The organism is Hallella absiana (genome assembly GCF_025457485.1).
GTDB lineage: Bacteria > Bacteroidota > Bacteroidia > Bacteroidales > Bacteroidaceae > Prevotella > Prevotella absiana.
This window is the reverse complement of record NZ_JAMXSP010000003.1, coordinates 48,494-74,742: the sequence shown is the minus strand read 5'-3', so window position 1 is coordinate 74,742 and position 26,249 is coordinate 48,494. Positions and strand designations below refer to the sequence as shown.

Below are 26,249 nucleotides of genomic sequence, written 5' to 3'. Positions count from 1 at the left end.
TTTACATGAAGCCCTGATGACGCAGAGCTTTCTTCAGCCCCTCGCTCATGGCCTCGCAGTCTTTTGCGGTATAGCGGATGTCGGTGAACACTTGTGCGAGTGTCTCGGTGTGGTTGATCTCCACATACTGCTTGTTCTCCGGAAGATTTTCTTTCGGACCATAGATGTCGTCAATCTGCTGCGACGTGTAGTCGTGATAAACCTCTTCGTGGACGATGCCGTTAAGAGGCAAGCGGTCGCTCTGTGCCGGATCCTCATCGGGCCAGCCCAACGTAATAGTTGCAATGGGGAATACCAAAGGCGGCAACTCTAACAGATCGATGATCGCTTGTGGTTGGTAGATGGTCGTACCCAAGAAGCAAGTGCCCAGTCCGGCTTCTTCGGCCAGATTGCAGAATGTCTGGCAATAGAGCAGAGCGTCGGTAGCAGCGTTGACAAAGCTCAGCAGGTTGTCGTAGCCGGGATGACCTTTGCGCTGTTCGCCCCAAAGCGTCGTGCGGCGATAGTCGGCGCAGAACGTCAGCACTACGGGAGCTCCCGTCACCATCGGTTGACCAAAGTGTGCGGGTGCCAAGCGCTCCTTCATCTTCGGGTCGCGTGTGACGATGACGCTGTAGAGTTGCAGGTTGCCCATCGTGGGCGTGCGCTCAGCCTGTTCAAACAGACGACGCAACAGTTGCTCGTCCACCTCTTTATCTTGGTACTTTCTAATACTTCTACGATGTATTAAGCTTTCCATTTCTTGTTCAATTTAGTAATTGCAAAGATAGGGAAAAATTCCAAAAGGGAAAAGTTTTCTCCTAAATATCTTTAGAAAGTTGATAGAATATGAGAAAACTTTTGTAGTTTTGCAGTCTACATTTAAAAGCAAATAATTCATCAACACAATCATGCAGCCCCCAGTCCGAAAGGATTGACATAAGGGATTATCAACCAATGGAAAACAAACAGACATACACTTACGAAGAGGCTTACGAGGCCTCTTTGCAGTACTTCGGCGGCGACGAGTTGGCGGCACGTGTGTGGGTCAACAAGTACGCTATGAAGGACAGCTTCGGCAATATCTTTGAGAAAAGCCCGGAGCAGATGCACTGGCGTATTGCCAACGAGATTGCGCGCATCGAGAAGAAGTATCCTAATCCGCTCTCTGCCCAACAGGTCTTCGACGTGCTCGATCACTTCCGCTACATCGTACCGGCAGGTAGCCCGATGACGGGTATCGGCAATGATCACCAGGTAGCATCACTGAGCAACTGCTTTGTCATCGGCCTTGATGGCAATGCTGACAGCTATGGTGCTATTATGAAAATCGACGAGGAGCAAGTGCAACTGATGAAGCGTCGTGGCGGTGTAGGCCATGACATGAGTCAGATTCGCCCGAAAGGCAGCCCTGTGAATAACTCCGCACTGACCTCTACCGGCTTGGTGCCATTCATGGAGCGCTACAGCAACTCCACACGTGAGGTGGCTCAGGACGGCCGGCGTGGTGCGCTCATGCTCAGTGTGAGCATCAAGCATCCCGACTCTGAGGCTTTCATCGATGCTAAGATGACAGAGGGAAAAGTCACCGGTGCCAATGTCAGCGTGCGCATTGACGACGCATTCATGCAGGCTGCCGTAGACGACAAGCCCTACACTCAGCAGTTCCCAATCGACAGCGATCAACCGATGGTAAGCAAGGAGATCTCTGCCCGCAAGCTGTGGGAGAAGATCGTGCACAACGCATGGAAGAGTGCTGAGCCCGGCGTGCTGTTTTGGGACACAATCATCCGCGAAAGCATTCCTGACTGCTATGCCGACCTCGGCTTCAAGACGGTGAGCACCAACCCTTGCGGAGAGATTCCACTCTGCCCTTATGACAGTTGCCGTCTGCTGAGCATCAATCTTTATAGCTACGTCGAGCATCCTTTCACCAAGGAGGCTAAGTTCGACTTTGATAAGTTCAGCCGCCACGTACAACTCGCGCAGCGCATCATGGACGACATCGTGGACTTGGAGATGGAGAAGATCGACAAGATCATGGACAAGATACGTCGTGATCCTCAGAGCGAGGACGTGAAACATACAGAGTATCATCTTTGGGAGAAGATCAAGGAAAAGAGCGGCAAGGGCCGCCGTACAGGTGTCGGCATCACCGCCGAGGGCGATATGCTGGCAGCCATGGGTTTGCGCTATGGCACACAGGAGGCTACAGACTTTGCCGTGAGCGTACATCGTGATCTGGCCATCAATGCTTATCGTTCTTCTGTGAAGATGGCTGAGGAGCGTGGCGCGTTCAGCATCTATGACGCAGACCGAGAGAAGAACAATCCGTTTATCCTTCGCTTGAAGGATGCCGATCCTAAACTCTATGAGGACATGGTGAAGCATGGCCGCCGCAACATCGCCTGCCTGACAATCGCTCCAACAGGTACTACTTCGCTGATGACGCAGACCACGAGTGGTATCGAGCCCGTGTTCATGCCTGTCTACAAGCGTCGCCGCAAGGTCAATCCCAATGATGCTGACGTGCATGTGGACTTTGTCGATGAGGTCGGTGACTCTTTTGAGGAGTACATCGTTTACCACCGCAAGTTCCTCGAATGGATGAAGGTCAACGGTATCGACACCGAGAAGAAATATACCCAGGAAGAGATCGACGAGCTCGTCGCCCGCTCTCCTTATTATAAAGCTACCGCCAACGACGTGGACTGGCTGATGAAGGTGCGCATGCAGGGTGCTATTCAGAAGTGGGTGGACCACAGCATCTCTGTGACGGTCAACCTGCCTAACAATGTCGACGAGGCGCTTGTCAACAAGCTCTACGTCGAGGCTTGGCGCTCAGGCTGCAAGGGCTGTACCATCTACCGCGACGGCAGCCGCTCAGGCGTGATGATCGCTGTGTCGAAGAAAGACAAGAAAGAAAAGAAAGACGCAGACCATAAGGAGTCACCGGAGCCTGTTACCGCACCCTCGATTCCGCGTCCTTCTGTGCAGGAGGTTCGCCCGAAGGAGCTCGACTGCGATGTAGTGCGCTTCCAGAACAACCGTGAGAAGTGGGTGGCCTTCGTCGGGTTGCTCGACGGTTATCCTTACGAGATCTTCACCGGTTTGCAGGACGACGACGAGGGCATTGTGTTGCCGAAGAGCGTCACCAAGGGCAAGATCATCAAGCAGACCAACCCCGACGGTACGCATCGCTATGACTTCCAGTTTGAGAACAAGCGTGGCTACAAGACCACGGTGGAAGGACTGAGCGAGAAGTTCAATCCGGAATACTGGAACTATGCCAAGTTGATCTCCGGCGTGCTGCGCTATCGTATGCCTATCGACCATGTCATCAAGCTCGTTGGCTCTTTGCAGCTCAAAGACGAGAGCATCAACACATGGAAGAATGGTGTGGAGCGCGCACTGAAGAAGTATATCACTGACGGTACCAAGGCTGTAGGCCAGAAGTGCCCCGTCTGCGGTCAGGAGACACTCGTCTACCAGGAGGGTTGTCTCATCTGCACCAACTGCGGTGCCAGCCGTTGTGGATAATCGTGCTTTAGGTTTGACGTATGAAATGCGAATCAAGCTATATCCTCTTACGTTCCCTGCGTTTTCATGCCTTTCACGGTGTGGAGGCGCAGGAGCGTCTTGTTGGCAACGACTATGAAGTCAGCCTCAGACTGAAGGCTGATGTGTGCCGTGCCGTAGAGAGCGACCAGGTGGCGGACACCATCAACTATGCTGAAGTGTATCAGCTGGTGGCCAAGACAATGTCCGAACCTGTGGATCTTGTGGAGCATCTTGCCGGAGTGATCGGTGAGCGACTGTTTCAGCGTTGGCCTCAGATCGAGGCGATAGATGTGACAGTCATCAAGCTCAATCCTCCCATGGGTGCTGATTGTCAGGGTGCCGGCATCGAGCTGCATCTGACCAATCGCTAAGCACTTGCATCATTAATAAATAATAAAACTCATTGCTTCTTTTCAGTTTCCTAATGTAAAATCCGTAACTTTGCATAAAATTGATACAAGTTCACGCTTGTTGGTACTGCAAAGGTAAGAATCATCGATATGTTGAAAAGGATACTTCTCATAATTCCTGTTTTCTTCTTTTTCGCACTTGTGACTGCAAGTGCAGCCTCCCGCTTTACGCTTGTCGTTGATGCCGGTCATGGTGGCAACGACTTCGGCGCTCCCGGTGCAGTGTCCAATGAGAAAAACCTGACGCTGAAATATGCCTTGGCGTTTGGTCGCTTTGTGGAGAGCCATTGCCCCGATGTGCGCGTCATCTACACGCGCAAGACCGATGTCTTCATTCCTCTTCATGAGCGTGCCGACATTGCCAACCGCAACAAAGCCGACCTCTTCATCTCCATTCATATCAATGCAGTGGACGGCTCACACACAGCTCACGGCTTCCAAAGCTATACTCTCGGGCGTGGAGAGCGTTCCGGCGACCGCGGAATCCGTGAGAACCTCGACGTGGCGAAGCGTGAGAACTCTGTGATCTTCCTTGAGAAAGACTACCAAAAGAAATACAGCGGACTGGACATGAACTCAGCAGAAGGCGACATCATGTTTGAGTTTATCGCTGACAACAACCGGCAGCGCAGTGTGGAGCTTTCCCGTCTGATGCAGCACTGCGTCTGTCAGGCTACGGGAAGACAGGACGGTGGCTCGCATCAAAACAATCTTGCTGTGCTCCGGCTCACTTCCATGCCTGCCATCCTTTTGGAGTTGGGCTTCATCTCTACGCCCGATGAGGAGCAGTTTATGAATTCCGACTCAGCAGTGGACCTCTATACCAAAGGCATCTACAATGCTTTTATCACCTATAAGAATAAGTACGACACCCAGTCGACATTGCCTTATCAGAACCGTGTGATTGAGGTCAGTGCACCTTCCAATAACAATACGGATGATGACCAGCCTGTTATCGACGATCGTCGAAGCAACAGGACGACAAGGACAAGCGTTCAAAGAAAGTCTGTTGCAGGGAAGGGAAGCAACGATACTCCGCAACAAAACAGCAATACTCCGCAAAAACGTGAAGTTGCTTCACCCAAGGCTGCGAGCAAGAATAAAGCAAAGTCCGACAAAGCTGTCAAGGCTGAGAAGCAAGTAAAGAAAGACAACGACAAGAAAATTGTCAGTCAGCAGGCTGCTCATGCTCCGGTATTCAAGATTCAGATACTCCAAGGATCCTATAAGTTGCGCGACAACGACCGTCAGTTCAAAGAGCTCACAGGCATCGAGCGGATGGCGGACGGCGATAAATGGAAATACTTCTACGGTAGCAGTACCGACTACAATGCAGTCAACCGCTCCCGCAAGGAGATCCTCGACAAGTTCCCCGGCGCGTTCATCGTAGCCTATAAAGACGGCAAGCAGATGGATGTCAACGAGGCGATCAAGGAGTTCCTCTCAAATAAACGAAAGAAATAAAAATCATACGCACATGAAGTTTTTCACCAATGAAGTCAAGATTGCCCTTGTGGCCATCGTAGGTATAGCGCTGCTGTTCTTCGGCATGAATTTCCTGAAAGGCATGTCGGTGTTCTCCAGCGACAAGTCCTACTATATCAAGTTTAAGGACATCAGCGGCCTGTCACGCTCCAATCCTATCTATGCCGACGGCTATCAGGTGGGTGTGGTGAAGGATATCAACTACGACTACGACGGCAATGGCGACATCGTCGTGAAGTTCGATGTGGACAACGATCTCCGCATTCCCAAAGGTTCTTCCGCTGAGATTGTCAGTGATCTGATGGGCAATGTGAAGATGAATCTGCTCTTGGCCAACAACCCGCGCGAGCGTGTGGAGCCGGGCGATACGATACAGGGGCAGATCAACGAAGGTATGTTGGGTTCCGTGCGTACGATGTTGCCGGCAGTGAGGCAGCTTATCCCGAAGATCGACAGCATCCTCACGAGTGTCAATGCGTTGCTCGCTGATCCTGCTTTGGCTCATTCTCTGCACAATGTGGAGGCGATCACCAATAACCTCAACACCACCTCACGCAATCTCAATACGCTGATGGCTCAAGTCAACGGACGTGTGCCGGGTATGATGAGCAAAGCCGACTATGCCCTGGGCAAAGCCGGTACCACACTCGACAACACCTCTCGCCTGACGGCAAATCTCGCCTCCATCGATGTAGCCAATACGATGGCGAAAGTCGACCAGACGCTTGCCAATGTCCAGGAGGTGACGGCTAAGCTGAATGGCAAGGACGGCACGCTCGGACTGCTGATGAACGATGACAAGCTGTATCACCGATTGAACAATACGGTGGGCAGTGCAGATTCTCTGCTGACAGACTTGAAGGCTCACCCCAAGCGCTATGTCCACTTCTCACTCTTCGGGAAGAAGGATAAATAAAGAAAGGCATAAAAAATGCGTCACCAAATCTTTTGGTGACGCATTTTTTTATTTGTTATTCGGCTGCATCTTTCAGCTTGAATGAATTCTCTATACTTACGATTTCTGCCTGGAAAGCGCGGTCTACCTGTAAGCGCTTCTCTACTTGCGCGCAGCTATGGATCACGGTAGAGTGGTCACGGTTGCCGACAAGTTTGCCAATGCGGCTGGCGGGCATCTTGGTGTATTTCTGTGCGAGATACATCGACACTTGGCGTGCCATCACAAAGTCGCGTTTGCGGCTCTTGGAGCTCACCTGTGCCTGCGTGACATTGTAGTGGTTGCATACCTTCTCCATGATGTCGTCGATGGTGAGCGGGCGGTCGTCGATCTTGATGGCACGCTTGATGACACGCTCAGCCAACTGCATGTTGATGTCACTGTTATAAACAATGGAGTAGGCCATCAGCGAGTTGACCACACCTTGCAGGTCGCGCACGCTGCCGCTGGCTGTCTGTGCAATGAAGGCGATGACGTCGTCGGGAATCTTCAGTCCGTCACGGCAAATCTTGCTGCGCAGGATGTCGATACACAACTGACGGTTGGGCTTCTCTAATGGAGCGATGACACCGCATGAGAAACGGGTGAGCAGTCGGTCGGGCATACCCTTGAGGTCTACCGGCGGACGGTCGGAGGCCAGGATGATGCGCTTGCCGTTTTTGAAAAGATGGTTGAAGATATGGAAGAAAGTATCCTGTGTCTTCGGCGAGTTGATCCATTCCTGGATGTCGTCGACGATGAGCATGTCGATCGTCTGATAGAAGGCAATGAAGTCGTTGAGGTGGTTCTGAATGACCGCATTGGAGAACTGCACCTGAAAGAGACGCGCACTGATATACAGCACACGCTTCTGAGGATAGAGGTGCTTGGCGTGTACGCCGATGGCATTGATGAGATGCGTTTTTCCGCAGCCCGAAGGACCATAGATAAACATCGGGTTGAACTGCAGCGTGTTGGGATGCTCGGCAATAGAGAGTCCCACGGCACGCGGCAACTTATTGCTCTCTCCCTCGATGTAGTTGCTGAAAGTGAGATGCGGATTGAGTTGCGGATCGAGCTGCGGCACGGCAGCGTCGAGCATGGTCGGCGGTTGGTTGGCACGTGTCTTAGGCTGTGGCTTGGGCAGCGCGTCAGTGGGGTCGGCCTCAATGTTCTGCGTGAGGTTATGCTCCTTGTCCGTGACAACCTGATAAAACAGTTTGGTGCCTGTACCGAAACAGTGGTACATCACCTTGCAGAGCAGGTCGATGAAGTTCTCCTCCAAGTATTCATATACGAAGGGACTCGGTACAGCCACCTGCACCGTCTTGGTCTGCTCATCGTAGCGTACAAAGTCGATGGGCTTAAACCATGTGTTATATATCTGCTCGGTGACATTCTCGCGTATCAGCGCAAGACTCCTGTCCCAACGAGCATCAGGACCTGCTTTCTTCATGAATAATGTTGTTTCAGCGGTTGTATCTGAAAAGGATCATGCCTTGTTTTTGTTCAATAGTATCGGCAGGCGTGTTGGGAGTCCAATCCCAGTGCTTTGCCGCCTATCTTTTGCAAAGTTAGAAAACTTTTCTCAAACGTGCAAATTCCTGCCTTCTGCTATACTCTACTGGGTGAAATCCGCAAGTGGTTGAATCATACACAGTTAATGTAAAGCAGGTTTTATTGTGAAACATCATTGTAGCATCACGCATGTAGGTAAGAATGAACACTTTTCATTCACTTACATCATTTGTGAAACATCATTCGGTACGATTTAAACTTAATTAAGGTTTCTGCCACGCTGCATCCGTCTTCCTTACTTTGTTAATCTTTGTATAAGCTCTTGTATTCTCAAAAGAAAAGTGTAATTTTGCCAACATATAACTATAGTATCACTAACATCCTAAACAAAACATGCATTACAAGCAACTACTTTTCACTACTGCTTTGCTTTCTGCCATGCAGGCATCAGCGCAAATCACAGTCAATGTCAACACGACACAGAAGGGACACGAAGTGTCTCCGAACCTCTACGGCATCTTCTATGAGGACATCAACCATGCTGCCGACGGTGGCCTTTATGCCGAGCTTGTGCGCAACCGCTCCTTTGAGGACAACACCAAAGCGGCTGAGCATTGGAGCATAGTCGGGCAGGCTGCCATGCAGCTCACCGCCAAGGGACTGCTCAATGCCAAGCAGCATCAGGCTTTGCAGGTGACCTTCCTGCAGCCGGGCGACGGTGTCGCCAATGAAGGCTTCTGGGGCATCCCCGTCGTACAGGGTCGCCGTTATCGTCTCTCCTTTTGGGCGAAAGGCAAACTCAAGGGTCAGCTGCGTGCTGTGCTGACAGATGCTACGGGTAAGCACGCATTTGCATCTGCCTCTTTTGCCGGCAAGAGCTTCGGTAATAAGTGGACACGCTATGAGGCTGAACTGGTAGCCAACGGCAACGACGACAAGGGACAACTGCAACTCATGGCTGACGGCAAGGGACAGCTGGCCTTTGATGTGGTGTCACTCTTCCCGCCCACTTTCCGCAACCGGCAGAATGGCTTGCGTCCAGAGCTGGCCGGTATGCTCAACGACCTTCATCCTAAGTTCCTGCGCTTCCCCGGCGGCTGTTTTGTCGAGGGGCAGGAGAACCCTGATAATGCTTTCCGTTGGGAACGTACCATCGGTCCCGTGGAGCAGCGCGAAGGCCACTGGAATGTCAACTGGGGCTATCGCACCACCGACGGACTGGGCTTTGACGAATATCTCCAGCTCGCTGAGGACCTGCGCGCTCAACCGCTCTATGTCGTCAACGTGGGTATCTGGCATGGCGGCTTCACTCCCCTTGATTCCATACAGCCTTGGATCGACGAGACGATGAATGCGTTGGAGTATGCCAACGGCCCCGTGACAAGTAAGTATGGCGCCCTGCGTGCCAAGAACGGACATCCCGAGCCCTATAACATCCAATATTTGGAAATCGGAAACGAGAACAACCAGCCTGACCAGCGCCAGCAGAGCGACCACTACTACGAGCGTTTCAAGCTCTTCCGCGATGCTGTGCTGAAGAAATATCCCGATATGCACATCATCGGCAACGTGGCTGCATGGGGCACTGACGAGCCGAAGTGGGAGTCAAAGGAGCAGACCGAGCTTGTTGACGAGCACTACTATCGTTCTCCGGCGTGGTTTGCCGAGCACTTCCATCACTATGATAACTACGACCGTCGTGGCCCGAAAGTCTATGTCGGCGAGTATGCCGTGACGCAAGGCTTCGGTCAGGTGGGTGACTTGAATGCCGCTTTGGGCGAGGCCGTGTTCATGATGGGTATGGAAAACAATTCCGACATCGTGCGTATGGCCAGCTACGCGCCCATCTTTGCCAATGTCAACGAGACGCGTTGGCGCCCTGATATGATCCAGTACGACGCCACCCGTGTGCTCGGCACTCCTTCTTATTATGTGCAGAAGATGATGGCCGACAACGTAGGCACGCGCACCGTGTCGACAACGCTGACGAATCCCTATCAGATCGCTGAGGCCCAGCAGCAGGTCAAACCCCAGGTCTGCCGTGTCGGTGTGGGCACGTGGGCTACGCAAGCCAGTTTTGCCCAGCCATCGCTTTCAGCCGGTGACGGCAAGGTGGAGCAGGTTGGTGGTAAGGTAGACATCCGTGGCACGTGGCAGCAGGCCAATGGCATTGTCAGTCAGCAGTCTGCTTCCGAGGGCGCACTGCGTCTGAATCCTCAGCGTACCGATGGAAACGAATACACCTATCACGTGCGTGCCCGTAAGGACGGCGGCGCCGAGGGCTTCCTCATCGTGTTCAACTATGTAGACCCTGATAACTATTGCTGGTTGAACATTGGCGGTTGGGGCAATACGCAGAATGCCATCGAGCAGGTTGTCAACGGCAGCAAGTCGCAGCTCGTCACAGCGGCCGGAAAGGTGGAGACCGGACGTTGGTACGATGTGGATCTGCATGTCAAGGGCGACAGTATCTATGCTTCTCTCGACGGCAAGCAGCTCTTTGCCACACAACTCAAGCCGAGTACCTTTGCGGGACTCTTCCAAAATGCGACCTATGACGAGGCTACGAGCGAGTATATCGTGAAGCTTGTCAACACGCATTCTCAGGCTACCACAGCCCGCATCGCTCTGCCTGGTCTGCATCCGACCGTGGCACGTCTCATCCGGCTGTCCGCTCCGAAGGGCACCGACGAGAACACGCTCGACACGCCGACACGCATTGTTCCGATGACTTCTACGTTGAGTCCTGACGGTGACGGCGTGAGCCTGGAGTTGCCGGCTAATTCGCTGAATATCGTAAGGATCAAATAGAAGTAGGAGCCCCCTCTAACTCCCCCTAATCGGGGGAGAAAAGAGCCTCACCCTCGCGCCCCTCTCCAATTGGAGAGGGGTGTAGTTACTTGGTTAAACAGAAACTTGCCCTGTTTCTGATTATTGTGTTCTTTGGGTATTGATGAATGATAGGGGCAGATAAAGTGATTCTAAGTAAAGCCACTATATGGCAATCTCAATGCCTGCCTTTGTATGAATTTACTCTCTTTCTGAACGATTTTTGTGTTCATACTATTAGATATTTTGTACTTTTGCAATAGTAATATTTAATAGTTAAAGCAAATGAACAATCACAAACCTAAGCAGTGGCTCCGGCCACAGACAGCCGCAAAAGCTGTACCCTTCTTTTTGTTATTACTGACATTGATACTCGGATCCTTCGACTCAGCCACACCGGTGATCTACATTATCGGCGACTCTACGGCAGCGAACAAAGACACCACTGAGGGACGCATAGAGCGTGGGTGGGGCATGTTCCTGCACGAATATCTCGACAACGGCGTGCGGGTAGAGGACCATGCTGTCAACGGACGCTCCTCGCGCAGCTTCTATACTGAGGGCCGTTGGAAGAAAGTTATCGACAAAGTGAAGCCCGGTGATTACGTGATCATTCAGTTCGGACACAACGACGAGAAGCCGGCACCGGACCGCCATACCGATGTGGGTACCACTTTCGACGCTCATCTCGCGCAGTATGTCATCGAGACAAAGGCCAAGGGAGCCACTCCCGTGCTGATGAGTCCTGTAGTGCGCCGCAACTTCCAGGGCGACACTCTCGTCGACACGCACGGAGCCTATCGCCTGGTGGCCGAGAAGGTGGCCCGGCAGTACGGTGCCGTCTATGTCGATGCCAACGCCATTACCCACGACATCGAGCAGCGGCTTGGGCCTGATGGCACGATCCGTCTGCACATGTGGGTGGAGCCCGGCAAATACAGTTGGGCAAAGAATGGCCGCAAAGATGACACTCATTATAATATATATGGTGCGCATGTCGTGGCGGCAGCTCTTGCCAAAGCCCTTGGTGATGCCGTACCCGCATTGAAAAGCCATGTACGTGCGAATAAGAAGTAATCAGACATCATCGTAAAGCATAAGCATGAACAATCGATTCCCCTTCAAGTCTCTTGCCTTTGCCTTCTTTTTACTAATGACATCGAAGGGAGCTTCGGCGAAGCCCGTCACATGGTTCGACGGCATCCATGCCGTCAGCCTTTCGGTGCCTCGCGGCGTTGATCCCGTTGTGGATATTGCGTCCGACATGTTCAGTGACGACATGAAGCAGGTCACGGGTATCGCAGCGCAGCGGACCGGCCTGGTTCGGCAGGCTACAATACGCCTTTGTCAGTTGGACCGCCTTTCCCGTCAGCAGCAACGTGAATTGCGGGATATGGGCGTGCCGGTAGAGAAGTTGCAGACACTGACCGACGGCTTCCACATCTGTGTCCTCCACGGGCAGATTGTCGTCGTTGGAGCTAACGGGCGTGGCACTGCTTACGGACTGTTGGAGTTGTCGCGTCTGGCGGGCGTGAGCCCTTGGATATGGTGGGGAGATATCGTGCCCGAGCATCGTTCGCGGCTGACAATCGGCGATCAGTTTACGACGACGCAAGGTGCTTCTGTCGAGTTCCGTGGCATCTTCCTCAACGACGAGGACTGGTCGCTGCGCCCTTGGAGCTATGCCCGTTCCGAAAAAACGCCGTTTGGCGTTATCGGGAAGAATACTTATAAAAAGGTGTTCCAGCTGCTGCTTCGTCTGCGCGCCAATGCGATCTGGCCCGCCATGCATCCCGGTACGGAGGCTTTCTTCCTGACACCAGGAGCCAAGGCTATGGCCGACAGCTGCGGCATCGCCATCGGCTCATCGCACTGCGAGCCTCTGCTGCGCAACAATGTGGGTGAGTGGAATGAGAAAGTGCGAGGGGCGTTTAACTATATCACCAACCGACAGGCCGTGCAAGACTATTGGGCAGAACGGTTGAAAGAAGTCAAAGACTCGAAGGGCGGAAATCTGCTCACCATCGGCATGCGGGGCATCCACGACGGTTCGATGCTGGGTGTGAAGACCATGAAGGAGAAGTTCGACGCCCTGCAGCTCGTGATCGACGACCAGCAAAAGCTCATCGCCAAATATCTCGGTGACCCGAAAAAGCAGGCGCAGGTGTTCATCCCTTATAAGGAGGTGCTCGACATCTACAATATGGGATTGCGCGTGCCCGACAATGTCACGCTGATGTGGTGCGACGACAACTATGGCTATATGACGCGGTTGTCCGACGGCACGGAGCAGCGGCGCGTAGGCGGAGGTGGCGTTTACTATCATCTCAGCTACTGGGGACGCCCCCACGACTATCTGTGGCTGGCCACCACACAGCCGGGATTCGTCTACAACGAGATGCGCACAGCCTACGACCACAACGTGCGGAAGATGTGGATCGTCAACGTTCACGACCCGAAGGTGGCGGGCTACGACTTGGAGCTCTTCCTCGACATGGCGTGGAATATCGACTGCGTCAATGGCTCCACACTCAACAACCACTATCGCGAGTGGCTTTGCCGTCAGTTCGGTAAGCAGGCTGGTGATGCACTCTTCCCGGCTATGTATGAATACTTTAGGCTTTGTGGCGAGCGTCGTCCAGAGTTCATGGGGTGGAATCAGACCGAGCTGTCGAAGGATTTCTACGACCGTGGGCTGAGTCCGGTGCGCAACAGCGAGTTCTCGCAAACCGAGTTTGGGGATGAACTCGACGGCTACCTCGCCCGTTTCGCCGCTGTGGCTGAGCGGATCAGGAAAGCCAAGGCTGCTGTTCGTCCCGAGTTGCAGGATGCTTATTTCGCGGCCATCGAGTATCCCGTGTGCGCTGCTGAGGCTCATGCCCGTAAGATGCTGTGGGCACAGAAAGCCCGGCTGCTGACCAATGGCACGACGACGAAGGATATGTTCGCCCATCAGTCCGAGCTCTACCATGCTTGTGCCGAGAGCCAGCAAGCCTATCAGGAGGTGAGGGCACTGACGGAATACTATAATGAGAAGATGGCTGGCGGCAAGTGGCGCTGGTCGATGAACATGCGTCCGCGTGACCTTCCTGTCTTTGGCGCGCCCGTGCTTCCCATGCTGCTCACCGATGCGCAAATTCTGGAATGGTTGAAGAAGGGAAGAAAGTCCACTGACAGAAAACTCTCAGATTGGAGCGATACTTTAGGCGTGGTGGCCCGCAATGCCGCTGACTGGCAGCATGCTTCCCCGTGCACGAAGGTGATTGAGATGTTGGGTCACAGCATGCGGGCGGTAGCTCTGCCTCAGGGGGGCGACGTAACGTATGTTTTCTCCACTGACCGTGACGGCGACTGCGTGCTGCGTGTGGCGCTGATCCCCACACAGCCCAACGATAAGGGAGACCTTCGCTTCTCGGTGAGCATAGACGGCGGACAGCCTACGATGTTCTCGCTCAAAGAGCCGTTCCGCTCCGAGCGTTGGAAACGCAATGTGCTGCGTGGTCAGGCTGTCCGTGAACTGCCGTTGAAAGGTTTGAAGGCGGGCCGTCATACGCTGACCATCCACGCCCTTGATCCGCATATCGTGCTCGACCAGTGGATGGTGGACAGCAAGGCAAACCGCCGGTTCTATCTCTTCCCCGTCAGACAGACTTTCTAAATATATACAACGATATGGAATATCGCACATCAGAGGCAGTGTGCGACTATCTCATTACACCTTTTTAATCTGCCGTTAATCTTTTTTGCACCATGTCTTTCCTCTGTCATCATTGAATGGTGTATCTTTGCAGCCGATTTAGAGACTTCTATAAAGTCATAGAGAAAGATTGTATTTAAGGGATTAACGCCATGGAAAGACAAGTGTTTCAAACCGACTCACGCCGTCGTTGGAGTCGGTTTAAGTGGACGATGCGATTCTTCGTCACCATCATCGTGCTGCTGTTCATCGTTTTTATCACCATGTTTGCCTTGGAGGGCAGTCCGAATATGCCTTTCCGTCACGACTATCGAGGGGTGATGACTGCCTCGAAGCCGCTCATGCGCGACACCAAACTCACCAAGGCTTACCGCTCGTTGCGCGATAACTTTCTGGAACAGCGCATGCACAACACCTACCAGGAGAACTATGACCGCGCCCACCGCTTCGTTGGACACGGTACGGGACTTACGCAGAAATACATCAACGAGTGGAACGATCCGCGCCTTGGCGTGCGCGCCGCGTGGTATGTCAACTGGGACGCTCACTCCCTACGCTCGCTCAAGCAAAACATGAAGCACCTCAACATGGTCATCCCCGAGTGGTTCTTCATCAATCCCAAGACCTGCCGGTTGGAAGTGCGAATCGATAAGAAGGCGCTGGCTGCCATGCGCAGATCAGGGATGCCCATCGTGCCGATGCTCACCAATAACTATGGCGATGCCTTCCGTCCCGAGGGCATCGGCCGCATCATGAGTGATAAACACCTTCGCAAACAGTTCCTCAATACCCTTGTCACCATCTGCCACCGCAACCGGTTCCAAGGCATTAACATCGACTTGGAGGAACTCGCCATCAACGACAATGCGCTGCTGACCAATTTCGTAAAGGAACTCTCGATGCTCTTCCACGACAACGATATGTACGTCACGCAGGACATCGCACCATTCAACGAGGACTACGACGTGGAGCACCTCGCCCGTTACAACGACTACCTCTTCCTCATGGCTTACGACGAGCACAACAGTGAGAGCCAGCCCGGCGCCATCGCCTCGCAACACTGGGTGGAGCGCGCCACCGACTGGGCGGCGAAGAATATTCCCAACGACAAGCTCGTGCTCGGTCTCGCCGCCTACGGCTACGACTGGGCACAGGGCGACAAAGGGCAGACGGTGTCTTACGACCAAACGATCGCCTCTGCCCTTGATGCCGGTGCGCAGATACTGTTTGACGACGACTCCTACAACCTCTCTTTCTCCTACGACGACGATGATGGGCAGTTCCATCAGGTTCATTTCACCGATGCCGCCACCTTATATAATATCATGCGCTTCGGCGTCACCTATCATCTGGCAGGCTTTGGCCTCTGGCGCCTCGGCACTGAGGACCACCGCCTGTGGAACTTCTATGGCAAAGACCTGGCTTGGGAGCAGGTGAAGCGCTGGAACATGAACCGGGTGCTGAGGCTTAGCGGTTACGACGATGTCAACTTCGTCGGTACGGGCGAGGTCCTCGACGTGGAGTCGGAGCCTAAGCCCGGAAAGGTCACCGTACAGATAGACCCCGATGATCAGATCATCACGGAGGAGCGCTACCAGCATCTGCCCTCCACCTACACGATCTCGAAACTCGGCCATTGTGGTGCCAAAGATCTGTTGCTGACCTTTGATGACGGCCCTGATGCCCGCTGGACGCCCACGGTCCTGCGCACCCTCAAGCGTTATCATGCGCCAGCCGCTTTCTTCATGGTCGGCTTGCAGATGGAGAAGAACCTGCCACTGGTGAAGAAAGTCTATGAGGACGGCTTCACCATCGGCAACCACACCTTCACCCACCACAATATGATCGAAAACTCCGACAACCGCACCTATGCCGAGCTCAAGCTCACCCGTATGCTCCTCGAGAGTGTCACCGGACAGAGCACCATCCTCTTCCGTGCGCCTTACAATGCCGATGCCGATCCCACGCAGCACGAGGAGATAGAGCCGATGATCCTCGCCAGCCGTCGCAACTATCTCTTCGTGGGTGAGGAGATAGACCCCGACGACTGGCAGCCGGGGATCACCGCCGACGAGATCTATCGGCGTGTCATCAACGGTGTGCACCGGGGCGACGGACATATCATCCTGATGCACGATGCCGGTGGACTCACCCGTAAGCCAACAATTACCGCTCTGCCCCGTATCATCGAGACGCTGCAGAAGGAGGGGTATCACTTCATCTCCCTGGAACAATATCTCGGTATGTCGCGCGCCCAGCTCATGCCCCAGATCCCTAAGGGAAAGACGTATTATGCCATGCAGGCCAACCTGACACTGGCGGAGATGATCTATCATGCCAGTGACTTCCTCACCGCCCTCTTCATGGTCTTCCTCGTCCTCGGCTTCCTGCGCCTGGGCTTCATGTACTATCTCATGATTCGGGAGAAGCGTGTGGAGCGCCACCGCCACTATCCCGCGCTGACCAAGGACAACGCGCCGCACGTGTCGATCATCGTCCCGGCTTATAACGAGGAGGTCAACTGTGTGCGTACCGTGGAGACGCTGCTGCGGGAGGATTATCCGTCGTTCGACATCATCTTTGTCGACGACGGCAGTAAGGACCATACCTTGGAGCGCATCCACCACGCCTTCGACGGCAATGACAAGGTGCTCATCCTCGGCAAGCCCAATGGCGGCAAGGCTTCGGCACTGAACTATGGTATCGCCCATACCGACTCCGAGTTTGTCGTGTGCATCGATGCCGATACCCAGCTGCGTCCCGATGCCGTGCGTAAGCTCATGCAGCATTTCTTGACCGACAAGGACCACCGTATCGGGGCTGTGGCCGGAAACGTCAAGGTCGGCAACCAACGCAACATGCTCACCCGGTGGCAGGCCATCGAGTACACCACCAGCCAGAACTTTGACCGGATGGCTTACTCTTATATCAATGCCATCACGGTGGTGCCCGGTGCCATTGGTGCTTTCCGCAAGGAGGCCATCGAGCGAGCTGGCGGCCTGACCACCGACACGCTGGCTGAGGACTGTGACCTGACGATGCGTATCAACGAGGCAGGCTATATCATTGAGAACGAGAACTATGCCGTGGCAATGACGGAGGCGCCGGAGAACGTGCGGCAGTTTGTCAAACAACGGGTGCGCTGGTGCTTTGGGGTCATGCAGACGTTCTGGAAGCATCGCGCCTCGCTCTTCAATCCGAGGAAGAAAGGCTTCGGACTGTGGGCGATGCCCAACATGCTCATCTTCCAGTATATCATCCCCACGTTCTCACCGCTGGCCGACGTGCTGATGTTCATCGGACTCTTCTCGGGCAACGCGCTCCAGATCCTCGGCTATTACCTGCTCTTCCTCGCCGTCGACGCGAGCGTGAGCATCATGGCTTATCTCTTCGAGCACGAGCGGTTGTGGGTACTGCTGTGGATCATCCCGCAGCGTTTCTTCTACCGCTGGATCATGTACTACGTGCTTTTCAAGAGCTACCTCAAGGCCATTAAGGGTGAGTTGCAGTCGTGGGGTGTGCTCAAACGCACGGGAAATGTGAAGATGTAGCTTGGCAGTATCAGTTTTTTTTCGTAAGTTTGCATGTAATAACTAAAAGCACTTACGATGGAAAGCAAGGAGAAGACATGGACACCTGATCGAGACCAGCAGGAAATTATCGGCCTTAGCCATGGCCGTCACCTCGTATTGGCACCACCGGGATGTGGCAAGACACAGATACTTGCCGAGCGCGTCCGTAAGGCTCATGCCGAGGGAGTGGCCTACAGCGATATGCTTTGTCTGACGTTTACCAACAGGGCTGCCCGTGGTATGCGCGAGCGTATCAGCTCCAATCTCGGTGATCCCGACACGGCACAGGTGTTTGTGGGTAATGTCCATCGCTTCTGTGCCCGTTTCCTCTTTGAGAATGCCGTGGTGCCCGGTGAGACTTCGGTTATCGACGACGACACGACAGTGAGCATCCTTGCTACTTATCTCAATGAGGATGAAGACAAGGTCATGGGCAATTACCAGCGTCGCAGTGACTACAACCGTGTCGTTTTCATCTCCCATCTGATGTATGAGATTGAGCACGGATTGCCCAAAGCCCTTCGACAGCATCCCGACAGTCTGTCTTCTGAGGATATTGCAGCATTGCGCGCCATCTGCAAAATGCAGCGCAGAGAGTTCACACGCGAGGCACTGCTCGACATCTACCACCACAACGACTTCTATCGCGATGCTGTGCTCCAGCCCGATTTCGACGCCGTGCTGCGTCCTTCTGCCCAGCGGACATTGCAGTTCCTGCGCTATGCCCATGCTTATCAGGCTTATAAGCGGCAGAACCTGCTTCTCGACTTCGAGGATCTCCTTCTCCTTACTTATTTTGCACTTCACGACAATGCAGACTATAAGCGCTATCCGTGGATACAAGTCGACGAGGTGCAGGACCTCAACCCTTTGCAGCTCGCCATCATCGACGAACTTGCCACGGCTTCCCTTGCAGTGGCAAGTTCCGAGCACGAGTCCCAGACACCGTCCGCTGCGGGCTGCGTCATCTATCTTGGCGATGAGCAGCAGGCGATCTTCTCGTTCATGGGTGCCAAGCTCTCTACGCTGGGACTGCTCAAGGAGCGTTGCAAGGGCAACATCCATTATCTCGGACAGAACCATCGTTCTCCGAAATACCTTCTCGACTTTCTCAATCGCTATGCCGTGAACGAACTGCATACCGATCCGGAGCTCTTGCCGCAGACAGCTGACTGCGACGACAAGGCAAATGGGCGTCTCGCCATTGTGGCCAGCGATGATGTGGACAGTGAGTTCAACGACATAGCCCATCTTGTCGAACAGTTACGGCATGCCCATCCCGAGGAGACGGTGGCTGTGATCGTCAATGCCAACCGCGACGCCGATGCCATGAGCCGTGCATTGACCGCACAGGACATTCGTCATTTCAAGGTCTCGGGCAGTGATCTTTTTGCTTCCGATGAGGTGAAACTGTTGTTGGCTCATCTCACCGTACTGGACAATGACCAGCAGTTTCTGGCTTGGGCACGGCTGTTCAAGGGCTTGCAGGTCTGTGCCACTCATGCCTCAGCCCGAAGGCTGATGCACCAGCTCAAGGAGCGGGCTGTCTCGCCGGCAGAGTTGCTCACCGGCGACAAGACGATGTTGCAACGTTTTGTTGAGACTTATCAGCAAGAGGACATCGTCGTCTTCGACACGGAGACTACGGGACTGAATGTCTTTGAGGATGATGTGGTGCAGATTGCGGCGGAGCGTATCCGGCAGGGTAGGGTGGTGGACACCTTCTCTGTCTATGTCGAGACGGATCGCGAGATACCGTCGATGCTTGGCGACATCGTCAATCCGATCATCGAAGAGCGCAAGCATCAGCAGCTTCATAGTCATGCTGAGGCTTTGAGGATGTTTCTCAACTTTGCCCACGGCAGTGCGCTGTTAGGGCATAATGCCGATTACGACTATCATATCATGCAGTGCAATGTGGCGCGCTATCTGCCAGGAGTCAGCTGGGTGGAGCGGCAGCCCGTCTGCTTCGACTCTCTGCGGCTCATCCGTTTGTTGCGTCCCGATCTGAAAGCATTCAAGTTGAAACTGCTTTTGCAGGAGCTTCATCTTGAGGGACAGAACTCCCATCTTGCCGACGACGATGTCTTTGCTACCGTGTCGTTGGTCAATTACTGTTATGAGAAAGCTCAGGAGGTGGTGCCACAGCAGCAGGAATTCCTGGCGCGTAAGGGCGTTGCTGCACAGATTAAGCTCTTGCGCGACCACTATGCGTCGTTCTATACAGAAGCTCTGCAACGACTCTACCAGCGTCGGCAGCCCACTGAAGACCCTGCTTTGGTGGCTGAGCTTCAGCTTTTCAGTGATTATACAGTGAAGAAAGGATGGATGAAACAAGTGAAAAAACTGCCCGTCATCCTTCGTTTCCTTGCCTATGACATCATTGATGTGGAGAAGGAACACTCGCTCAAGGAGCAGTTGGATAGCCATGTCATGGAACTCAACACCTTCAAGGAAGCCGATCTCTGCGGTTCTACGACGATAGAGGATCGTGTCTTTGTCTCTACCATCCACAAGGCCAAAGGTTTGGAGTTTGATAATGTTATTGTCTTTGATGTCGTTGATGGCCGCATCCCCAACTATTACAATGGTGACAACCAACAGCTCAATGACGAGGATGCCCGCAAGCTCTATGTTGCCATGTCGCGTGCCAAGCGCCGTCTGTTCATCGCTTACAGCAAGGCAAAACTGACGGCTTATGGCATCAAACAACAACGTCTCTCCCGCTTCCTCGACAGTGTGAAGGAGATGATGGGGTGATAAATCTTCCACAGACTGTGGAAGGTTTTCCACTCTTATTTTACACGTCTTTTCTCCTTAGGTTTTGTTTTGCATCCTTCTTGTAGGCCTGACCTCTAGGGATCAAATAGAGAAAACGTACTACTCCGTCTTTGATCTCCACATGGAAGTTGAAGAATGCACGGTAATTGCCGACGTGGATACGATAGATGTAATCATAGTCTTGCATCTTGATACAATCCGTGATGTCTGTTAAATTCCGTGCGTTCTTTACTTCTAAGATGACATTACGAACACTTTCGAGACGTTTACCCGAAAGTTTGCGGACTGTGCGCTCAAAGTCTTTAGAATAACTCTACGATCATACTCCAAGCCAGTTTTCAAAGTCTGCTTTTTCTTTGTCGTTTAGAAAGACATGTCCGTCAGGCCGATTTTTCGATAGCCATGCATAAGCCTTGCTGTCATCATACTCTTCTGCCACATGGTCGAGAAGATCTTCTATAAGCCGCTTGAGGTTGGTCCCTTTATTCGCTGCCATTACGGAGAGAGAACGGAAAGTGTTCCCTTTCAAGTCTATGACTTTTCTTTTTGAGGGTATTGTTGCTGTTTCCATGACTTTTATGTTTTGTTTCTGCAAATATATATAATATATACGATATATACAAGCAAAAGACGTTTTTTCTTTCCTTACATCATCTTTCTTCTGATCCACTGCTCAAAGACGGGGTCGGTGATGGTGATGCCAGTCTGTGGCGAAGAGTCGATGAGGTCGGCATTGATGAGGGCTGTCTTCAGTCGAGGGATGTTGGAATAGCTGCCGAGATGATATTGTTGACGAATGTCCTCCAACGTAAAGTCCTTGTTGACGCCTGAGGCAACGGCGCGCAGAAAGTTCATCTGATACTCCGTCAGTGGTTCCACGGCTTGGATAAACAGCACGTCGTTGATAGCCAATAGGTCGTTGAAGCCGCTGGCAATCTGCTCGTCGGTGATGACACTGCCCTCCTTGGCTTGAGAGTAGATGATCCAAGCCAACTGCTGCACATAGGCCGAATAGCAGTCCACCAGCGTGGCAATGCGTGCCGCTTGGTTTTTACTGATCGTGCGGTGGCCGTCGGCAAAGTGCTGGCAAATATAGTCCGCCCAGTCATCTACACTGATTTTCTTCAAGGCGATGAGGTCGCCGAACTGATAGAAAGGCATGCTCTTGTTGAGGAAGATGCTACCCATGAGATGGTGCTTGCTGCCGAAGAGGCAGTACGACACCTGTTGCTGGTGCTGCCATACGCCACGCATTCGTGCCTGGATCTGTGTAGAGTCAGACAACTCACCGACCTGCTGAAATTCGTCGATGCACACCAGCAAGCGCTTACCCTTTCTCTCCGCTATCTTCTCAGGCAGACTTAGGATCTCTTCCGGGGTATGCGTCTTCGGCGTGATGCCCAATGAAACGCTGTATTCAGAGTAAGGGTCGGGAGAGATGGATATTTTCGGTGACAGCCGATAGATAAAGTCTTTGGCCTCTTCCAGCCATAGCTGACGTTGGTTGGCCGTCTGCTGAAGAATGGCGGAGGCCAGCTTGTTATAGATTTCATATTCACTCTTGCAGCCAAAGATATCTACGTAGACCACTAAAATCTGTTCTCTGTCCACCTGTTGTAGGGTATGTTTTACCAACGACGTCTTGCCCAAGCGACGGGGCGACATCAGTATGACGTTGATACCGCCTTGGAAGTCAGCCAACAGTCTGTGCGTCTCTTCTTCGCGTCCCGTGAAATTATATCCGCTGACGGGTACACCGTAAACAAAGCTCTTCTTTTCCATCTCTTTCCATTTTAGTGGGTTGCTGATGCAAAGATACGAATAAAAAACGAGTCACACAAGTTTGTGTCACACAATGTTGTGTGACACAAGTCTGTGTGACTGCGATGATCAGTTAATGGCGTAAGTATGGAGAATAAGCATTATTGCGGTGAACCGTCATCCGGCAACTCTTTTGCTTCAGCATCCTCAACGGGCGGCAGGTAGTCGCTCGCCTTTGCACTGGAGATGATAGAGTGACCGAGTTGCGACTCCAGTTTCTCCCTCGCCACCTTCGCCACGCTTCCACCATCCTTCGCCACGCCTTTCTGTTGGCTGTAGCCTTGGGGATCGCGTTGCTTGGAGAGCTCGGTAGCTGAAGCCTCTGCAAGAATATTGAAGGCCATCTCAAGATTCGTCATGTTGTCGCGGAGGTTTTCTTTCTTCAAGCCTTTGTGCTGCTTGTACTGTTTCGTGGTCATGCCACTCCACTCCTTGGTGATGATATCTGTGAGGGATGCGTATTCCAGTCCTTCCTTTACGCCCGTACGTTTCCATTCGTCAGTAAGTTCCTTGCGCACCTCTATCGACTTGATGCGTTGGTTGATCCAGTTGTCGGAGTAGCCAAGACGCTTGTAGTCAGCAATGGCCTGCTGGATGTCAAGTTCCGGATCCTGCATCTGGTCGACGCGCGTACTTGCCACCTGCGCCATCCACTGCTTGAAAGGCTCAGCCTTAGGAGAAGGGATAGACTGGATGAGGCGGAACGTTCCCTTCGTGTCAGCCGCCATCTGCTTACGCTTTTTTCCATCCGCACCTTTCATTTGAACTAGGGTACAAATTGTACCCCAGTTGGAATCAAGTTGTGGATCACGCTTTCGCATCTTCTTGATATACTGTTTCGGGTCTGCACTGTCAGTGAGAACCTCTACTACGTCCACGATAGAGAAGTACCACTTCTCTTCCTTGTCGTCCCATACGGTGCGAATGTTCTTCTCACCAAACAGTTTGATCATTTGTTTCCTTGTCATAGCTTAGCCATTTAATTGTTCTTTCGCGTTCTGTGTGACTTCTCCCGTTATAAAGTCTTCTTACTTCGTAGCCTTGATGAAATAGGTGATCAGACAGATGTAAGCCACCAGTGAGCAGACCTCAGAGAGCGGGTTGGTCCACCAAGTGTCGGCAATGGAGCACTCGATGCCGCCGAACTTCATCAGTGCGCTCACCACGCCCATGAGCGCGCCGCCGGCGATGAAACCGCTGGCGATGAGCGTACCTTTCTCGCCACGTGCCTTGTTCACGGCTGCATCCTTCGAGCGAGTGGTGACAAACCAGTTGATGGCTCCTCCCACGACGAGCGGAACGTTGAGCTCCAAAGGGATGAACATGCCCAGAGCCACGGCGAGAGCTGGAATATGAAGACGGTCGAGGACGATGGCGATGACCGCTCCGATGCCGTAGAGTATCCAAGGAGCACCGACACCATTCATCAGCGGGTCGATGACGGCAGCCATGGCGTTGGCCTGCGGTGCGGCGAGCTTGCCACTGGCAAAACCGTAGGTCTTGTTGAGCACGATCATCACGCCCACCACCGTAGCGGCGCTGACAAGGGTGCCGAGAAATTTCCAAGTCTCCTGCTTGCTGGGCGTTGTGCCCAACCAGTAACCGATCTTCAGGTCAGTGATGAAGCTGCCGGCCATGCTCAGTGCCGTGCAGACCACACCACCCATGACGAGTGCAGCGAGCATGCCACCGGGACCACGCAGTCCCACGGCCACCATCACCACGCTGGCCAGGATCAGCGTCATCAGTGTCATGCCGCTCACCGGGTTACTGCCCACAATGGCGATAGCGTTGGCAGCCACCGTGGTGAAGAGGAAAGCGATGATGGCGACGAGCAGGATGCCCACGACGGCAAAGAGCAGATTGCCGTGCATCACGCCCAACCAGAAGAAGAGGAACGTGATGGCGATGACGGCGATGCTGCCAATAGCGATGATCTTGAACGAGATGTCGCGCTGCGTGCGCTTCACGGCCGCCGTGGTGTCGCCCTTGCCCTTCATCTCTTTGGCAGCGAGGCCAATGGCGCCTTTGATGATGCCCCAGCTCTTGACGATGCCGATGATGCCGGCCATGGCGATGCCGCCGATGCCGATGCTGCGGGCGTAAGCCTTGAAGATCTCCTCAGGACTCATGTTGCCTACTGTAGTCGTGATGGTCGGATCCCACATGTTCAGCACTTGGTCGTGGAAGGCGAGCGACATGCCCGGCACGATCAGCCACCACACGGCGAGAGAACCCAGGCAGATGTAGAGTGCATATTTCAGTCCGACGATATATCCCAAACCGAGCACGGCGGCCCCCGTGTTCACTTTGAAGACGAGCTTCGCCTTGTCAGCGAGTACCTGTCCCCAGCCGATGAAGCGGCTCGTGAAGTTCTCGTTCCACCAGCCAAAGCTGGCCACGATGAAGTCGTAGAGGCCGCCCACGATGCCGGCGATGAGCAATGGCTTGGCCTGACTGCCGCCCTTGGCACCACTGACCAGCACTTGTGTCGTAGCCGTAGCCTCCGGGAAGGGATACTTGCCGTGCATATCGCTGACAAAATATTTGCGGAAGGGAATGAGGAAAAGGATGCCCAGCACACCGCCCAACGCTGAGGCCAGGAACATGTGAAGGAACGATACCGTCATCTCCGGGTATTTGGCCTGGAGGATATAGATGGCGGGTAGGGTGAAGATAGCACCGGCCACCACAGCACCTGAGCAGGCACCGATGCTCTGGATGATCACGTTCTCACCGAGAGCCTTGCTGCGGTGCGTTGCCGTCGACACGCCCACGGCGATGATGGCGATAGGAATGGCAGCCTCGAAGACCTGGCCTACCTTCAAGCCTAAGTAAGCGGCTGCGGCTGAGAACACCACGGCCATGATCAGACCCCACGTCACAGACCACGCGTTGACCTCGGGATAGGCGCGGTCGGGGCGCATGATGGGCGTGTATTCCTCGCCCTCTTTCAATTCTCGAAATGCATTGTCGGGCAGTTGCACTGCCTCTTTTTCTTTTTCGTCCATGTGTATTGTTGATTGTTAGTTTTTATTTTGTCTTTGCTCTTGTGTATTTGATGTCCTTATAGAGTTCCTGCATGCCCTGCTTGCTCTCGGGCAGCAGATGGAGCTTCACGCCATGGATGTGCTGCGTGGAGCGGAATGCCTGCGGACTGGCGACTTTTTCGCTGTCGATCTCCAGCTTGGCCAGTCCCAGTCCCGGGATACGCACGCGGTCGCCGTCCTTGAGGTGTCGCACCAACGTGTCGGTGAACTCAGCCATCACCAAGTCTACGTCGGACTTCTTTGCCGAGCAGTTTCGCTCGATCTCGTCAGCGATCTCCTCGGGCGTGACAGTCTTGTAGTGCATAGCCACGGCCTTGTATTTGCCGTAGTTCTTGAGCGTAGGATGTGTCTCTTTGACAATCTTGTATTCCATAGATTCAATATTCGGTAAATTTGTTTTACGTTTATTTCTTTCTTCCGGGCTTCGTCATGTTGGCGAGCGCCTCTGTGTCTCAGCGAGTGAAAGCTTTTCTGATAGGCGATGTGCAACTTGTTGATTATCAATGCGCTATTAGTGTCTAAAAAATTCTCTAGAAAATTTTTCGTCAAAACGGTGCTTTTATCAGGTCATCTCACCTTTTTGAGCCAAAATTCTCTAGAGAATTTTTCGTC

The 26,249-nt window shown here is 53.2% G+C and carries 17 protein-coding genes; 9 read left to right on the top strand and 8 right to left on the bottom strand.

The genetic code is table 11. The features are described 5' to 3' along the window. Position 1 precedes the first annotated feature (1 nt). Positions 2-739, bottom strand: a complete 738-nt coding sequence (locus NG346_RS02305) for a nitroreductase family protein (RefSeq protein ID WP_262279420.1) — start codon at positions 737-739, stop codon at positions 2-4. A 197-nt stretch (positions 740-936) separates the two neighbouring features. Here NG346_RS02305 and NG346_RS02300 point away from each other — a divergent pair, with 197 nt between their 5' ends. The 4 genes from NG346_RS02300 to NG346_RS02285 all read left to right on the top strand — a co-directional run bounded on the left by NG346_RS02300 (position 937) and on the right by NG346_RS02285 (position 6,351). Then, entirely contained in the window at positions 937-3,519 is a 2,583-nt protein-coding gene (locus NG346_RS02300) for an adenosylcobalamin-dependent ribonucleoside-diphosphate reductase (RefSeq protein ID WP_262279421.1), read from the top strand. A gap of 20 nt (positions 3,520-3,539) precedes the next feature. After that, positions 3,540-3,911: a dihydroneopterin aldolase gene (gene folB, locus NG346_RS02295; RefSeq protein ID WP_262279422.1), complete on the top strand. Its 372-nt coding sequence runs from the start codon at positions 3,540-3,542 to the stop codon at positions 3,909-3,911. Between the two features lie 129 nt (positions 3,912-4,040). Next, positions 4,041-5,414 (top strand): N-acetylmuramoyl-L-alanine amidase family protein, encoded by a 1,374-nt coding sequence (locus tag NG346_RS02290; RefSeq protein WP_262279423.1) that lies wholly within the window; start codon positions 4,041-4,043, stop codon positions 5,412-5,414. A gap of 13 nt (positions 5,415-5,427) precedes the next feature. Continuing rightward, positions 5,428-6,351: an MlaD family protein gene (locus NG346_RS02285; protein ID WP_262279424.1), complete on the top strand. Its 924-nt coding sequence runs from the start codon at positions 5,428-5,430 to the stop codon at positions 6,349-6,351. Positions 6,352-6,406: 55 nt separating this feature from the next. Here the strand turns inward: NG346_RS02285 and dnaA are convergent, their stop codons facing one another. After that, positions 6,407-7,825 carry a chromosomal replication initiator protein DnaA gene (dnaA, locus tag NG346_RS02280; RefSeq protein ID WP_262279425.1) on the bottom strand — a complete coding sequence of 473 codons (1,419 nt, stop codon included), beginning with the start codon at positions 7,823-7,825 and terminating at the stop codon, positions 6,407-6,409. Between the two features lie 455 nt (positions 7,826-8,280). Between dnaA and NG346_RS02275 the strand changes: the two genes are divergently transcribed. From NG346_RS02275 to NG346_RS02255, 5 genes are all read left to right on the top strand, one after another. Then, the gene (locus NG346_RS02275; protein WP_262279426.1) at positions 8,281-10,698 is read left to right on the top strand and encodes an alpha-L-arabinofuranosidase C-terminal domain-containing protein; all 2,418 of its coding nucleotides are present in this window, start codon (positions 8,281-8,283) and stop codon (positions 10,696-10,698) included. 303 nt (positions 10,699-11,001) lie between these two features. Beyond that, positions 11,002-11,793, top strand: coding sequence for a rhamnogalacturonan acetylesterase (locus tag NG346_RS02270; protein ID WP_262279427.1), 792 nt, complete (start codon positions 11,002-11,004; stop codon positions 11,791-11,793). A 25-nt stretch (positions 11,794-11,818) separates the two neighbouring features. Continuing rightward, positions 11,819-14,374, top strand: a complete 2,556-nt coding sequence (locus NG346_RS02265; RefSeq protein ID WP_262279428.1) for a glycosyl hydrolase 115 family protein — start codon at positions 11,819-11,821, stop codon at positions 14,372-14,374. A 191-nt stretch (positions 14,375-14,565) separates the two neighbouring features. Beyond that, on the top strand, positions 14,566-17,964 hold the full coding sequence (locus tag NG346_RS02260) for a glycosyltransferase (protein ID WP_262288233.1): 3,399 nt from the start codon (positions 14,566-14,568) through the stop codon (positions 17,962-17,964). A 57-nt stretch (positions 17,965-18,021) separates the two neighbouring features. After that, a complete protein-coding gene (locus tag NG346_RS02255; protein ID WP_262288232.1) occupies positions 18,022-20,745 on the top strand; it encodes a 3'-5' exonuclease in 2,724 nt (907 codons plus the stop codon). Between the two features lie 40 nt (positions 20,746-20,785). Here the strand turns inward: NG346_RS02255 and NG346_RS14490 are convergent, their stop codons facing one another. From NG346_RS14490 to NG346_RS02225, 6 genes are all read right to left on the bottom strand, one after another. Then, on the bottom strand, positions 20,786-20,953 hold the full coding sequence (locus NG346_RS14490) for a hypothetical protein (protein WP_317620777.1): 168 nt from the start codon (positions 20,951-20,953) through the stop codon (positions 20,786-20,788). A 132-nt stretch (positions 20,954-21,085) separates the two neighbouring features. Beyond that, a complete protein-coding gene (locus NG346_RS02245) occupies positions 21,086-21,337 on the bottom strand; it encodes a hypothetical protein (RefSeq protein ID WP_262288231.1) in 252 nt (83 codons plus the stop codon). 74 nt (positions 21,338-21,411) lie between these two features. Beyond that, positions 21,412-22,548: an AAA family ATPase gene (locus NG346_RS02240; RefSeq protein WP_262288230.1), complete on the bottom strand. Its 1,137-nt coding sequence runs from the start codon at positions 22,546-22,548 to the stop codon at positions 21,412-21,414. Between the two features lie 140 nt (positions 22,549-22,688). Next, complete coding sequence (locus tag NG346_RS02235; protein WP_262288229.1) at positions 22,689-23,555, bottom strand: BRO-N domain-containing protein; 867 nt, start codon at positions 23,553-23,555, stop codon at positions 22,689-22,691. 60 nt (positions 23,556-23,615) lie between these two features. Further along, the gene (locus tag NG346_RS02230; protein ID WP_262279433.1) at positions 23,616-25,598 is read right to left on the bottom strand and encodes an OPT family oligopeptide transporter; all 1,983 of its coding nucleotides are present in this window, start codon (positions 25,596-25,598) and stop codon (positions 23,616-23,618) included. A gap of 22 nt (positions 25,599-25,620) precedes the next feature. Beyond that, positions 25,621-26,010: an HU family DNA-binding protein gene (locus NG346_RS02225; RefSeq protein ID WP_154532423.1), complete on the bottom strand. Its 390-nt coding sequence runs from the start codon at positions 26,008-26,010 to the stop codon at positions 25,621-25,623. Positions 26,011-26,249: the final 239 nt, after the last annotated feature.

Excerpts from the sequence above, each read along its gene's own strand:
- NG346_RS14490 (WP_317620777.1), bottom strand. The coding sequence starts at position 20,953 with ATGCAAGACTATGATTACATCTATCGTATCCACGTCGGCAATTACCGT.
- NG346_RS02270 (WP_262279427.1), top strand. The coding sequence starts at position 11,002 with ATGAACAATCACAAACCTAAGCAGTGGCTCCGGCCACAGACAGCCGCA.
- NG346_RS02305 (WP_262279420.1), bottom strand. The coding sequence starts at position 739 with ATGGAAAGCTTAATACATCGTAGAAGTATTAGAAAGTACCAAGATAAA.
- NG346_RS02260 (WP_262288233.1), top strand. The coding sequence starts at position 14,566 with ATGGAAAGACAAGTGTTTCAAACCGACTCACGCCGTCGTTGGAGTCGG.
- NG346_RS02300 (WP_262279421.1), top strand. The coding sequence starts at position 937 with ATGGAAAACAAACAGACATACACTTACGAAGAGGCTTACGAGGCCTCT.
- NG346_RS02225 (WP_154532423.1), bottom strand. The coding sequence starts at position 26,010 with ATGGAATACAAGATTGTCAAAGAGACACATCCTACGCTCAAGAACTAC.
- NG346_RS02240 (WP_262288230.1), bottom strand. The coding sequence starts at position 22,548 with ATGGAAAAGAAGAGCTTTGTTTACGGTGTACCCGTCAGCGGATATAAT.
- folB (WP_262279422.1), top strand. The coding sequence starts at position 3,540 with ATGAAATGCGAATCAAGCTATATCCTCTTACGTTCCCTGCGTTTTCAT.
- NG346_RS02275 (WP_262279426.1), top strand. The coding sequence starts at position 8,281 with ATGCATTACAAGCAACTACTTTTCACTACTGCTTTGCTTTCTGCCATG.
- NG346_RS02245 (WP_262288231.1), bottom strand. The coding sequence starts at position 21,337 with ATGGAAACAGCAACAATACCCTCAAAAAGAAAAGTCATAGACTTGAAA.
- NG346_RS02265 (WP_262279428.1), top strand. The coding sequence starts at position 11,819 with ATGAACAATCGATTCCCCTTCAAGTCTCTTGCCTTTGCCTTCTTTTTA.
- NG346_RS02235 (WP_262288229.1), bottom strand. The coding sequence starts at position 23,555 with ATGACAAGGAAACAAATGATCAAACTGTTTGGTGAGAAGAACATTCGC.
- NG346_RS02230 (WP_262279433.1), bottom strand. The coding sequence starts at position 25,598 with ATGGACGAAAAAGAAAAAGAGGCAGTGCAACTGCCCGACAATGCATTT.
- dnaA (WP_262279425.1), bottom strand. The coding sequence starts at position 7,825 with ATGAAGAAAGCAGGTCCTGATGCTCGTTGGGACAGGAGTCTTGCGCTG.
- NG346_RS02290 (WP_262279423.1), top strand. The coding sequence starts at position 4,041 with ATGTTGAAAAGGATACTTCTCATAATTCCTGTTTTCTTCTTTTTCGCA.
- NG346_RS02255 (WP_262288232.1), top strand. The coding sequence starts at position 18,022 with ATGGAAAGCAAGGAGAAGACATGGACACCTGATCGAGACCAGCAGGAA.
- NG346_RS02285 (WP_262279424.1), top strand. The coding sequence starts at position 5,428 with ATGAAGTTTTTCACCAATGAAGTCAAGATTGCCCTTGTGGCCATCGTA.